At 39.2% G+C, this 12549-nt stretch carries 13 protein-coding genes; 8 read left to right on the top strand and 5 right to left on the bottom strand.

The genetic code is table 11. The features are described from left to right. Positions 1–60: 60 nt before the first annotated feature. A complete protein-coding gene (gene dapD / locus V5N67_RS00880) occupies positions 61–897 on the bottom strand; it encodes a 2,3,4,5-tetrahydropyridine-2,6-dicarboxylate N-succinyltransferase (protein WP_332060289.1) in 837 nt (278 codons plus the stop codon). Positions 898–1069: 172 nt separating this feature from the next. Between dapD and V5N67_RS00875 the strand changes: the two genes are divergently transcribed. Next, the gene (locus V5N67_RS00875) at positions 1070–1870 is read left to right on the top strand and encodes an LOG family protein (protein ID WP_332059874.1); all 801 of its coding nucleotides are present in this window, start codon (positions 1070–1072) and stop codon (positions 1868–1870) included. Between the two features lie 31 nt (positions 1871–1901). On the opposite strand, the gene truA is transcribed toward V5N67_RS00875, so the two are convergent. The 3 genes from truA to def are packed head-to-tail and all read right to left on the bottom strand — an operon-like array spanning position 1902 to position 4106. Next, positions 1902–2645, bottom strand: a complete 744-nt coding sequence (gene truA / locus V5N67_RS00870; protein ID WP_332059873.1) for a tRNA pseudouridine(38-40) synthase TruA — start codon at positions 2643–2645, stop codon at positions 1902–1904. A gap of 1 nt (position 2646) precedes the next feature. Continuing rightward, a complete protein-coding gene (gene fmt, locus V5N67_RS00865) occupies positions 2647–3576 on the bottom strand; it encodes a methionyl-tRNA formyltransferase (RefSeq protein ID WP_332059871.1) in 930 nt (309 codons plus the stop codon). Then, positions 3576–4106, bottom strand: coding sequence for a peptide deformylase (gene def, locus V5N67_RS00860; RefSeq protein WP_332059869.1), 531 nt, complete (start codon positions 4104–4106; stop codon positions 3576–3578). Before def ends, fmt begins: the two co-directional genes overlap by 1 nt. Positions 4107–4196: 90 nt before the next feature. Here def and V5N67_RS00855 point away from each other — a divergent pair, with 90 nt between their 5' ends. Both V5N67_RS00855 and V5N67_RS00850 read left to right on the top strand, forming a co-directional pair. Beyond that, positions 4197–5375: a DNA recombination protein RmuC gene (locus V5N67_RS00855; protein WP_332059868.1), complete on the top strand. Its 1179-nt coding sequence runs from the start codon at positions 4197–4199 to the stop codon at positions 5373–5375. A gap of 99 nt (positions 5376–5474) precedes the next feature. Then, positions 5475–6062, top strand: coding sequence for a transglycosylase SLT domain-containing protein (locus V5N67_RS00850; protein WP_332059866.1), 588 nt, complete (start codon positions 5475–5477; stop codon positions 6060–6062). 498 nt (positions 6063–6560) lie between these two features. Here V5N67_RS00850 and V5N67_RS00845 read toward each other — a convergent pair whose 3' ends face one another. After that, positions 6561–6812, bottom strand: a complete 252-nt coding sequence (locus V5N67_RS00845; RefSeq protein ID WP_332059864.1) for a BQ00720 family protein — start codon at positions 6810–6812, stop codon at positions 6561–6563. Between the two features lie 574 nt (positions 6813–7386). Here V5N67_RS00845 and nth point away from each other — a divergent pair. The 5 genes from nth to pheT all read left to right on the top strand — a co-directional run bounded on the left by nth (position 7387) and on the right by pheT (position 12527). Next, positions 7387–8127: an endonuclease III gene (gene nth, locus V5N67_RS00840; protein WP_332059863.1), complete on the top strand. Its 741-nt coding sequence runs from the start codon at positions 7387–7389 to the stop codon at positions 8125–8127. Positions 8128–8262: 135 nt separating this feature from the next. Continuing rightward, positions 8263–8466, top strand: coding sequence for a 50S ribosomal protein L35 (rpmI, locus tag V5N67_RS00835; RefSeq protein ID WP_332059862.1), 204 nt, complete (start codon positions 8263–8265; stop codon positions 8464–8466). Between the two features lie 33 nt (positions 8467–8499). Then, on the top strand, positions 8500–8901 hold the full coding sequence (gene rplT, locus V5N67_RS00830) for a 50S ribosomal protein L20 (protein WP_332059860.1): 402 nt from the start codon (positions 8500–8502) through the stop codon (positions 8899–8901). Positions 8902–8995: 94 nt separating this feature from the next. Beyond that, positions 8996–10081: a phenylalanine--tRNA ligase subunit alpha gene (gene pheS / locus V5N67_RS00825; RefSeq protein ID WP_332059859.1), complete on the top strand. Its 1086-nt coding sequence runs from the start codon at positions 8996–8998 to the stop codon at positions 10079–10081. Positions 10082–10112: 31 nt separating this feature from the next. Then, positions 10113–12527, top strand: a complete 2415-nt coding sequence (gene pheT, locus V5N67_RS00820) for a phenylalanine--tRNA ligase subunit beta (RefSeq protein ID WP_332059858.1) — start codon at positions 10113–10115, stop codon at positions 12525–12527. The last annotated feature ends 22 nt before the right edge of the window (positions 12528–12549 follow it).

Here is a 12549-nt window from a genome sequence, read left to right as displayed (position 1 = left end):
TCTTTTTATTTATTTCTTTTGTACGTTTTTTATGGGTTTAAAGTTTTTGAAAAGTACTTTTTAATCGCGCAAAAGATCATTAATCGCTGTTGTTTCTCGTGTTTTTTTGTCAACGCGTTTAACAATAACAGCACAATAAAGGTTAGGTCCTGCATCTCCATTTTGTAACGGTTTTCCAGGTAGAGATCCTGGAACAACAACGGAATAGGCGGGAACTTCACCTATGAAAATTTCGCCTGTTGTACGGTCAATAATTTTTGTAGATTTCCCAATAAAGACTCCCATACTTAAAACAGCACCTTCACGGACAATACACCCTTCAACAACTTCAGAACGTGCGCCAATAAAACAGTGATCTTCAATAATTGTTGGGTTGGCTTGAAGTGGTTCCAAAACACCTCCAATACCAGCACCACCAGAAAGGTGAACATGTTTACCGATTTGTGCGCAGGAGCCAACAGTAGCCCATGTATCAATCATTGTTCCTTCATCAACATAGGCACCAAGATTTACAAAGGATGGCATTAATATGACGTTAGGTGCAATATAGGCGGAATGACGTACAATTGCTCCAGGGACTGAGCGGAAATTCGTTTTTTTAAAATCATCTTCTTGCCAACCAGAAAATTTTGAAGATACTTTATCCCACCAATATGATTCATTGCTTCCACCAGAAATGATACGCATAGGATTGAGTCGAAAGGACAAAAGAACAGCTTTTTTCAACCATTGGTTTACATGCCATTGCCCATTTTCTTGGCGTTCGGCTACACGAACTTCTCCTTTATCCAGAAGATCTAATACATATTCAACGCTAGAACGGATTTCCCCTTTTGTTGTGGTGTTAATAGAATCGAGATTGTTAAACGCTTCTTCGATAATCGTTTTAAATTGCATGGAATGAATCTTTCCCAAAGGTGCCATTAAATAAGTTGAAAGCATAAAGATTTATCATTTATAATTTATGCGAAGACATATATGTAGTCAATAAAAGGACTAAACAAGAATATAAGACAGATACGTGGGAAAAGATGAAATAAGCAAAAATAGCTGGATACCATCTCTCCATATGAAGAGGAAAGACCAAAAAATGAGTGAAGTATCTGATGTATCACAAGTGCGTTCACTAACTGATTGTTTAGCTTATATGGATCAAAAATTTATGGAACGCCCTGAATTGCGTTCACAGCGTATTGGTCTTGAGTTTTTAAAAGTAGAAATAACACTGCAGGAATATGATATTCAATCAACGGTTGTTTTATTTGGTGGAGCACGTATTCCTGAATCTCGCCAAGAAGTATGGGCAGCAGAAAATGAAATGCAAAAGAAAAATTTACAAGCTATGTCATATTATTATGATCAAGCTCGCGAGTTTGCACGTTTATGTTCACGTTATTCTGCTACGACTAAATATCGCGAATTTGTGGTTGTTACAGGGGGAGGTCCTGGAATAATGGAGGCAGGAAATCGTGGTGCTGCTGATGTTGGAGCGCCAACGATAGGGTTAAATATTGTTTTACCACATGAGCAAGAGCCAAATCCTTATGTAACGCCGCATTTGTGTTTTAATTTTCAGTATTTTGGGATGCGCAAAATGCATTTTTTAATGCGAGCAAAGGCATTGGCTATTTTCCCTGGAGGATTTGGAACTTTAGATGAATTATTTGAAACGCTTACTCTAATACAAACGGGGCGTATGAAACGAGTTCCGATTTTAATGTTTGGCAAAGAGTTTTGGGGCAATGTTATCAATTTTGATTATTTGTCTGCACAAGGTATGATTTCTCCTTCTGATGTGGATCTTGTGACATTTGTTAATACAGCGACGGAAGCCTTTGAAGAAATTCGTTCTTTTTATGAGCTTTGTTAATCACTTTTGAAGAAGTGATTCTTTAAGGTAGCTAATAGTCAACTTGTGTCAAATAGAGTCCTGAAGGAGGTGCCACCATACCACAGCGTGTGCGGTCTTTGGCATGAAGAGCTGCTTCAAGGTCTTTTGCAGTCCAGCGCCCAATGCCAATTTCCATAAGGCTTCCTGCAAATGAACGAATTTGATGGTGAAGAAAGGAGCGGGCTTGCGCATATAGAAAAATTTCCTCTCCTTCCCTTTGAACATCAAGACGTTCAAGGGTGCGAATAGGACTTTCAGCCTGGCAGTGCGCTGAGCGAAAAGTGGTAAAGTCATGTCGTCCTAAAAGTTTTTGGGCTGCTTCGTGCATGGCGTCAGCATTGAGAGGTTTTGGTACCCACCATACGCGTTTGGCATTGAGTGCAGGTGGTGCGCGACGATTGAGAATTTTAAAAAGATAATGGCGTTTTGTTGCACAAAATCGTGCATGAAAAGTTTCAGAGACATTTTGTACACTTAAAACCGAAATATCTTCTTTTTGTTGTTGTAAATGGGCATTGAGCGCATCACGTACGGTGTGAGCGTGCCAGTTTTTTTCAAAATCGATATGGGCAACTTGTCCTGTAGCATGTACACCTGCATCAGTTCTCCCAGCAGTTGTAATGGTCAGTTGTTGACCACTAAAGCGAAAAATAGCTAGTTCAAGAGCTCCTTGTATAGTGTGGAGTTTCTCTTGACGTTGCCAGCCAGAATAATTTGAACCATCATATTCAAGGGTAAGCTTAAAACGCGGCATATCAAAAAACTGCAGAAATGTGAGATCCATGCAAAAATGTTGCGCTATCGAGAACCTTTCCACCAGATCTTTGGAGATGAGTTATTTCAAGACGCCCTTGTCCACAATGGATAATCAAGTTATTTGGTTCTATCTTACCAATTTCAAGAGAGTGACCTGTTGCTAAACGGCTTCCAAGAATTTTTATCCGTTGCCGTTTTCCCCCTATAGTCATTTCACACCAGCAACCAGGAGAAGGAGAGAGAGCACAGATATGCTTATGAATGGATTCTGCTGATTTTGTCCAGTCAATTTGTGTTTCTTCTTTTCGAATTTTGGAGGCATAGGTTATTCCATCCAATGGTTGTGGAGTGAGTTTAAGTTGACCTTTTTCAAGGGCAGACAAAGCTTCCACAATGAGTTCTGCTCCTATATGCGAAAGCTTATCTGAAAGTTCTTGGGTTGTGATATTGTCGGTGATAGGGGTGGATCGAGATAAAGCAATAGGCCCTGTATCAAGACCTTCATCCATTTTCATGATCATTATTCCTGTTTCCTTATCACCAGCCATAATTGCACGCTGAATAGGTGCAGCACCTCTCCACCGCGGTAATAATGAGGCATGGACATTAAAACAGCCAAAACGCGGTGTTTCAAGAATGGCTTTTGGTAAGAGCAGTCCATAAGCTACAATGATCGCGACATCAACAGAGAGCGCTGCAAATTGAGCTTGTTCTTCGGCTGCTTTAAACGTTTGAGGAGTGAATACAGGAATGGATTTTGCTTTTGCTGCATTTTGAACAGGTGAAGGGATTGGCTTAAGACCACGGCGTCCCGCTGGACGAGGAGGTTGGCTGTAAACAGCTACAATATCATGACCAGCATCTAATAAAGCATGTAAAATGGGTACAGAAAAACTTGGTGTTCCCATAAAACTTAAACGTAATGCCATTACAAAATTGTTTCCCGTATATTTTTTTCTTTTGCTCGTTTTTTTAATTTTCGTATTGCCATATCGCGTTTAATTTTCGAAATATGATCGATAAAAAGACAGCCATTTAGATGGTCAATTTCATGCTGTAAGCAAGTAGCTAAGAGGTGATCAGCTTCAATTTCCATTTGCTTTCCTTGGCGATCTTGATAGCGAACACAGAGGCGTTTGGGACGTTCAACTTCTGCGTAATATTCAGGGATAGAAAGACAACCCTCTTTGCAAATATTGCGCTCATCGGAAAGCCATAAGATTTCTGGATTGATAATAATAAGCGGATTTTTCTGAGCATCATCTCTAGAGACATCTATGGTCAAAATACGCAATGGTATCCCAACTTGAATGGCGGCAAGACCAATTCCTTGGGCATCATACATGGTGTCCAACATATCATCAGCAAGTTTTTGGAGAGTTGAATCAATATGCTCAACAGGTTTGGACACTTCTCGTAAAACTGGATCAGGTAGAGTCACTAAAGATTTTATTAACATCAACATAGACTAATCAATGGTTTGTTATGGGTCAATATTGAATAATAAATTTTTGCGCTTTTTTACAATAAGAGCATTATATTGTTTTTCATGTTTGATTCGTTTTTTTCTTTTTTACTCTTTGGTGAATCTTTTTCTAGATTAATGGTTCTGCTTTTATTAGTTTGTTCAGCATTTTTTATGTTAATACGCTCATATAGAAAAAAAGTACTTTTAGAAAGTGAAATGGCCAAGCGCGCTTGTGAAGTGCAAATGCAGATAGAAGCATTGTTGAAGACACAAACTGAAATGCAAGGACGTATGCAAGCAATGGTAGAAATTTTTGGTCAAAAGCAGGCTGAATTAAATCAGTCTATTCGTGAACAGTTCAATATGATGACAACAAACGTGGGACAAACTCTACAGGTGCAAACTAAATCTACTTATGAAAATTTAACGCGTTTGCAAGAACGGTTAGCGGTAATCGATGCTGCACAAAATAACATTCAGTCACTTACGGGGCAAGTAGTTCAGTTGCAGGCAATCTTAAGTAATAAACAGACACGCGGCACTTTTGGTCAGGGACGTATGGAAGCAATTGTCGCTGATGCTTTGCCAGCAAATTCTTATGTTTTTCAAGCGACTCTTTCAAATGGGAAGCGACCAGATTGCCTCATTCATATGCCTCATAAATCACCTTCTCTTGTTATTGATGCGAAATTTCCTTTAGAGGCTTGGAATGCGATGCGAAAAGCACCATCACCTCAAGAGCGTCAGGAGGCAGAACGTCAATTTCGTGCTGATATGGAAGTGCATATTCGTGATATTGCGCAAAAATATTTGATTCCTGGGGAAACGCATGATACCGCTTTTCTTTTTGTGCCATCGGAATCGATTTTTGCAACAATTTATGAAGATTTTGAGTCATTGGTACAAAAGGCTAATCAAGCACATGTGATTATTGTTTCTCCATCTTTATTAATGTTATCTGTTCAGGTTGTACAAACTATTATGAAAGACGCACGAATGCGTGAACAAGCGCATTTGATCCAGTCGGAGGTGGCAAAATTAATGAAAGATTTTGGACGAATGGATACGCGTGTTCGCGATTTACAGAAGCATTTTTACAAAGTGGGTGAGGATGTTGAAGCAATTTTGATATCATCTTCTAAAATTATGAAGCGAGCTAATCGTATCGAAGCTTTTGAATTAAAAGAGAGTGATTCTATGCAAATGCAAGCAAAAACTCCTGTTGAGTCGCAAACATTGCGGTTGGTTGATGAAGATTAAAACAAAGCTTCCAATATAACAGAATGTGATCATATCTTTTGTTGATTAGAAGATTTTTTAATATTTTTATTTTATTTCTTAGTGAAGAGGAATAAAAATATGCGGCATCTTGTGTTTTTAGGAGTATTTGTGTTTTTGCTGGGAGGGTGTGCTACAAAACCTCCCATATATACGAATAATGCTTGCGCTATTTTTGCTCAAAAAGGTGGTTTTTTTAATAACTGGAGAAAAGCTGCTAAAAGCGCAGAAATGCATCACGGGATTCCTATGCCTATTATTCTGGCAACTATTAATGTAGAATCGGGTTTTCGTCACAATGCACGTCCTCCGCGCAAAAAATTGCTTGGTTTTATTCCATGGAAGCGTCGGTCGACAGCGTATGGTTATTCTCAAGCAATTGATGGTACGTGGACAATGTATCTCCGCTCTACAGGAAGATTGTTTGCGCGACGTAACAATTTTGCAGATGCTGCTGATTTTGTTGCTTGGTATCATCGCCAAAGTGTTCAACGTAATGGTGTCAGGTTTGATGATGCATATAGCCTTTATTTAAATTATCATATGGGACATGGTGCTTATGCTCGCAATGGGGGGTATGCAACTGCAGCACTTATAAAAGCAGCACGGCGTATGGAAAGAATAGCTAAAAACTATGAACAGCAATTAAGAGCATGTGGGCTGCGTTAGAAAAAATTTCACAAATATCTGAATCGGAAATAGAGTTGGTCTTGAAATTGATTTGATAGCAAAGTTTCTCGTAACGCGAATAGTGGATACAAGTCCGCGAATTACGCAAATTAAGTAAGTTTAGACAGCAGAAGCTTTTGTAATGCGTGATGGAGAGGGTTTTGTGTAAAAACTTTTGTCAAAAGAAGGATATGATATCGGGAGGCAAGGCGCTCAATTACAAATCTGAAATATACCAAATAACACTTATTATCGCGCTCTTTAGCGCTCTTTGTGTAAAAAAAAGAATAAACGCTGCTATTCTAAAAGATTGATGATACGTAATAGAGATAGCTCAAAATAAAGTGTGCGTACACATTTCCTAAATTGAAAATAGCTACAACTTCTTAAAACTGGAATTGTTTTTTCCAATTTATTGACAGGAACAGAATCACTCTTACTTTATCGGACAGAGCTGACAGGATTTAAGGACAACTCAATCATTTTTTGTAAGATAGTTTAGTGCAAAGTTACGATTTGTAGTTCATGTTCATTGGCTCCTGCGAGAGCTACAGAGCGTTCGTCAGATAAAATGATCGGATAACCTGTTTCACCAAAGAGAGCCCATATTGTAATCCCTGGGGTCATTGGTGGAAGATCTGGAAAATTAGTAGCGAGATCATCTGTACAAACTTTTTTTAAATAAGCAACCTGCCTTGCATCAGAGTGAACCATGTTTTGCACTGACAAGTTTTGTTTGTGTTCTCCCATCTCATTGTTCCTTTACGTTTTAATTTTTCTCACTCACCATTGCTGGCTGTGATTGGAATCTGTTTTATTTATTTTCGTTTAGTGTATGTAGATTAGTTTATAAAAGACCATTTTTCAACTCAGCATTTGTGATATATATTTCTTTAAGTAAAAACAAAGTGCGGCAGCTATCGCGTGATATAAATATCGGTGATTTTTACGGTCTAGTTTTTTGCTATAAATAATCAGTTGAGTATTGTTGAGAAAAACACCGAGATTATTGACTTTAAATCCAGAAGCAGCCAGAGTTATACATATGCGATTTGTATTATCAATTCTGTGTAAACGCTCAATATTATAGCTCAGATGAACTTCATTAGTTTTATCAATATGCTGTAGTTTTATCAATATGCTGTAACGTTTTCTTTGCTGTTTCAAATCCTGAAAGAAGGGGATCGAAGAAAAGCATCACATATGTCATTGTGAGTATCCTCTTCAACGCGGCTATTTGATCAAACTCTAAAAAGCGTTTTCTGCATTCTTTTCATGTGGCGAGTGTGAGTGATAACTTCAAGAGAAAAGATGAGAAAGTTCAATGACACAAAAAACAATAAAATTGTTACAGGTAAGAAAAGCTGCTGAAACACTGTACAGAGAAGACGAAATTGCAGAAATATTTCGCCGTTTTTCGGTTCAACGTCCTCATCCCAAAAGTGATCTTATCTATACCAATGTTTTTACTCTTTTGATTGCGGTTATTCTTTCTGCTCAAGCGACAGATGTTAGCGTTAATAAAGCAACAAAAGAATTATTTCGTCTCGCTGATCAACCAGAAAAAATGATTGCGTTAGGAGAAGAAGAAATTGCACGCCATATTCGTAGTATTGGTCTTTGGCGTGCAAAAGCGCGCAATGTTTATGCACTTTGCCACTTTTTAATAGATCGGTATGATGGTCATGTGCCTGATAACCGTGAAGCGCTTATGGCGCTCCCTGGAGTGGGGCGTAAAACTGCTAATGTTGTTTTGAATGTTGCTTTTGGACAACCTACTATGGCAGTAGATACGCATATTTTGCGTCTTGGGAACCGTCTTGGTTTAGCACCCGGAAAAACGCCAGAGATTGTTGAAGAAAAGTTGCTAAAAATTATACCAATTCGTTATCTTTGTTATGCGCATCACTGGCTCATTTTGCATGGACGCTATATTTGTCAAGCACGTAAAATACAATGTACGCAATGCATCATTGCTGATTTATGTAAAGCAACAATAAAAACAAATGCAATTCCAGCGCCTTTGGTTGAAGTTCAAGGCAATGGAGCTCCGATTTTTTTTTGATACGATCTTGCTATTTTGTGTATACTGTCTTATGAAAATATTGTTGGAGCCGCCCGGCAGGGCATGCCGTGGCTGTTCAGGTGCTTGTTCAAGCTTTGGTCAGCTTGATCGATTTTAGAGATGTGGAGTAGCAAAATGCCCAAAATGAAGACCAAATCATCCGCTAAAAAGCGGTTTAAAATCACTGCATTAGGTAACGTTAAAGCAACAGCTGCGGGAAAACGACATGGGATGATTAAACGTTCCAATAAGTTTATTCGTGATTCACGTGGAACAATGGTTCTGAGTAAGTCAGATGCTAAAAAGGTCGTCCAGTGTTATTTGCCAAATGGCGTTTAAGTTTCGCGCTTTTGATTTTTAGGAGAGTATCATATGGCACGTGTAAAAAGAGGTGTTACAGCGCACGCTAAGCACAAAAAAGTTCTTAAGCAGGCTGAAGGTTTTTACGGCCGACGTAAAAATACTATTCGTGCAGCTAAAGCAGCAGTTGATCGTTCAAAGCAATATGCTTATCGTGATCGTAAAAATAGAAAGCGCACGTTTCGTGCTTTGTGGATTCAAAGAATTAATGCTGCTGTTCGTGCAGAAGGTTTAACTTATGGGCGCTTTATTGATGGCTTATCAAAAGCTGGTATTGAGGTTGATCGTAAGGTTCTTTCAGACATAGCAATCCATGAATCAGCAGCATTTTCTGCTTTAGTGGCTTCTGCAAAGGAAGCTTTGGAATATCTGAAAGATACAACGCCTAATGCTTTTGAAGGCGCTGTCAAGTAAGCCAGTCGTATTCTGTTAAAGCATTCATTTATTCGGGATCCCGTACTGGTTATTGCTGGTGCGGGTTTTTTTTATTCAAAAAATAGGCAAAAACATGAGCGATATTGAGCGTCTGGAACAAGAAATTTGTTTAGCTTTAGAAGCAGCGAGTGATGAACAGGCACTTGAGGCAGTACGTATTGCGGCATTAGGTAAAAAAGGCAGCATTTCTGAAAAGTTAAAAGCGTTAGGAAAGATGAATGCCGAAGAGCGTCATCAAGTAGGACCAGTTCTTAATGGATTAAAAAGTCGCGTTTTAGAGCTATGGGCGCAAAGACGTGATTTTCTTAAAAGACAAGCAATGGATGCACGTCTTGCTCGTGAAACGGTTGATATCACTTTACCTGTTCGTTCTTCTCCAGTTGAGCGGGGGCGTATTCATCCTATTTCACAGGTAACTGAGGAAATTATAGCTATTTACACGAATATGGGTTTTTCTATTGCTGAGGGGCCAGATATTGAAACGGATTATTATAATTTTACTGCATTAAATTTTCCTGAAGGTCATCCAGCTCGCGAAATGCATGATACCTTCTTTTTTGATGTTGATAAAACGAAAGAGCAGAAATTATTACGCACCCATACATCACCTGTACAAATTCGTACGATGGAAAAGCAACAACCACCGATACGTATCATCATTCCTGGAAAAACTTACCGTATGGATTCAGATGCGACTCATTCTCCAATGTTTCATCAAGTAGAAGGTCTTGTGATTGATAAAACCTCTACTATTGCACATATGATGTGGCTTCATGAGACTTTTTGTAAAGCTTTTTTTGAAGTTCCTTCTGTGAAGATGCGTTTTCGCCCATCTTTTTTTCCTTTTACCGAACCATCTATGGAGGTAGATATTCAATGTGACCGTTCTGGTTCAGAAGTAAAGTTCGGGGAAGGGCAGGATTGGTTAGAAATCTTAGGATGCGGAATGGTGCATCCTCATGTCTTGAAGAATGTTGGCTTAGATCCTGATGAATATCAGGGTTTTGCGTGGGGAATGGGTATTGATCGTATTGCCATGTTAAAATACGGTATGCCTGATTTGCGGGCTTTTTTTGATGCTGATCTACGTTGGTTAGACCATTATGGTTTTCGCTGTTTTGATATGCCTGCTTTTTTTTCTAATTTAAAAAATGTGTGATCTTGTCATAGCTTTCATGTGAGGTTTTAAAATGAAATTTACATTGTCTTGGTTGAAAGATCACTTAGAAACAGATGCATCTTTGGATGAGATTTGCGATAAGCTAACAGCTATTGGTCTTGAGGTTGAACATGTTGATGATCGTTCTTTTTTAAAAGGTTTTGTAATTGCGAAGATTTTAACGGCAATAAAACATCCTGACGCAGATAAATTGCAAATTTTATCGGTAGATACGGGCTCTGGTACATCTATGCAAGTTGTTTGCGGGGCGCCAAATGCACGGGTTGGGCTTGTTGGTGTTCTTGCGTTACCTGGTACTTATGTGCCTGGACTTGACGTGACATTATCTGTAGGCAAAATCCGCGGTGTTGAAAGCTTTGGGATGATGTGTTCACAAGAGGAGCTTGAGTTATCGAATGAACATGATGGGATTATAGAGCTTCCAGAGGATGCACCTATAGGAGGTTTATTTTCAGTTTATGCAGGTTTAGATGATCCAATCATTGATATTGGTTTGACACCTAATCGTTCTGATTGCACAGGTGTTCGCGGTATTGCACGTGATCTTGCAGCTGCTGGAATTGGACAATTAAAAGAATTGTCTTTGCCGCAATTTATAGCTTCTTTTGAAACATCGATTCATGTCTCTCTAGATTTTTCGCAAGGTTCACCATTATGTTTAGGCTTTGCTTGGCGTGAAGTGTGTAATGTTCAAAATGGTGTATCACCACAATGGATGCAGCAGCGTTTAAGTGCGATTGGTTTGAGACCGATTAATGCGCTGGTTGATATGACAAATTACATAAGTTTTGATCTTGGACGTCCACTTCATGTTTTTGATGCAGATAAAATAAAAGGAAATTTAGTTGTACGTTGTGGTCGTGAAGGCGAACAGTTTCAAGCGCTTGACGGAAAAATCTATAATTTGGGCGTTAAAGATTGTGTCATTGCAGATGAAGAAGGCGTCGTCTCGATTGCTGGTATTATGGGTGGTGAAAGAACAAGCTGTGATGAAACAACGCGTCGCGTTATTATTGAGTCAGCGCTTTGGGATGCACATAGTATTGCACAGACGGGGCGCGCATTAGGGCTTATCAGTGATGCACGTTATCGATTTGAACGGGGTGTTGATCCAGCTTTTATGGAAACAGGGCTCGAAATTGCGACAGAATTGGCTGTACGTCTTTGTGGTGGTGAAGTATCAAAGACAAAGGTTGTTGGTTATCAGCAGCCAAAAATCAAACAGATCACTTTTCCGTTTTCTGAAATTAAGCGTTTGACATATTTGGAAATAGAGCGTGAGCAAGTTATTACTATTTTGACAAAGCTTGGATTTCACATTGAAGGAGAAGGAGATGTGGTTACAGTGAATGTGCCAACGTGGCGCCCTGATATTGTCGGTAAAGCTGACTTAGTGGAAGAAGTGATGAGGGTTTATGGGTTGGATAAAATTAAGCCCATTCCGTTAGAAGAGTTTGTGGAAGGAAGAGATCAAGCTTTAACATGCTCGCAGATTCGTTCACGTGTTACACGTCTAGCTTTAGTGCATCGTGGTATGAGGGAGGCAGTAACGTGGTCTTTTATTTCTGAAAGTCAAGCACTTGCTTTTGGAGGGGGTCAAGCACAGCTTAAATTAGTAAATCCTATTACTGCTGATATGTCAGTGATGCGCCCTTCTTTGTTGCCAGGTTTGCTTGTGGCAGCGCAGCGAAATGCTGATCGTGGTTTTCTAGATCTTGCTTTGTTTGAAGTTTCCAGCATCTACGAAGGTGATACACCTGATAAGCAGCAACATGTTGCTGGTGGTATTCGCCGTGGAACAGAACGATTTGAAGGAGTAGGACGTTTTTGGAATGGGAACGCAGCAGCAGTTGATGTTTTTGATGCTAAAGCGGATGCATTAGCTGTTCTAGAAGCATGCGGTATGGATGTTAATAAGATTCAAATTGAAGCTGGAGCACCCGATTGGTATCATCCTGGTCGTTCAGGGGTTATAAAGCTTGGATCAAAGGTTATTCTTGGTTTTTTTGGCATTTTTCATCCTGCTACATTAGAGAAATTGGGTGTGAGTGGTTCTTTATGCGGTTTTGAAATTTTTCTTGATCGAATTCCAGAACCCAGAAAAAAGGCAACGAAAAGCCGTTCTCCTTTAAAGCTATTGCCTTTTCAAATGGTGCGCCGTGATTTTGCGTTTGTGGTTGATAAAACGGTTGCTTCTTCTCTTATTGTTCGCGCTGCAAGTGCAGTAGATAAAAAGCTCATTCATTCAGTACAAATTTTTGATATTTTTGAAGATTTAGCGCTTGGAGAAGATAAAAAATCTGTTGCAATTGAAGTTATTATTCAACCTATTGAGCGAACTTTGACTGATGAAGATCTAGAAAAGCTTGCTTTGAAAGTGGTGGAGAACGTTACTAAGATGACGGGTGCGTATTTGCGTTGTTGAGTATTACTTTCTTCTATTGGAT

Origin of the sequence: Bartonella rhinolophi (assembly GCF_036576165.1) — a bacterium.
In the GTDB taxonomy this organism is placed as follows: Bacteria; Pseudomonadota; Alphaproteobacteria; order Rhizobiales; family Rhizobiaceae; genus Bartonella.
Note: the sequence above shows the minus strand (reverse complement) of the source record. Positions and strands in the feature narration are given on the sequence as shown.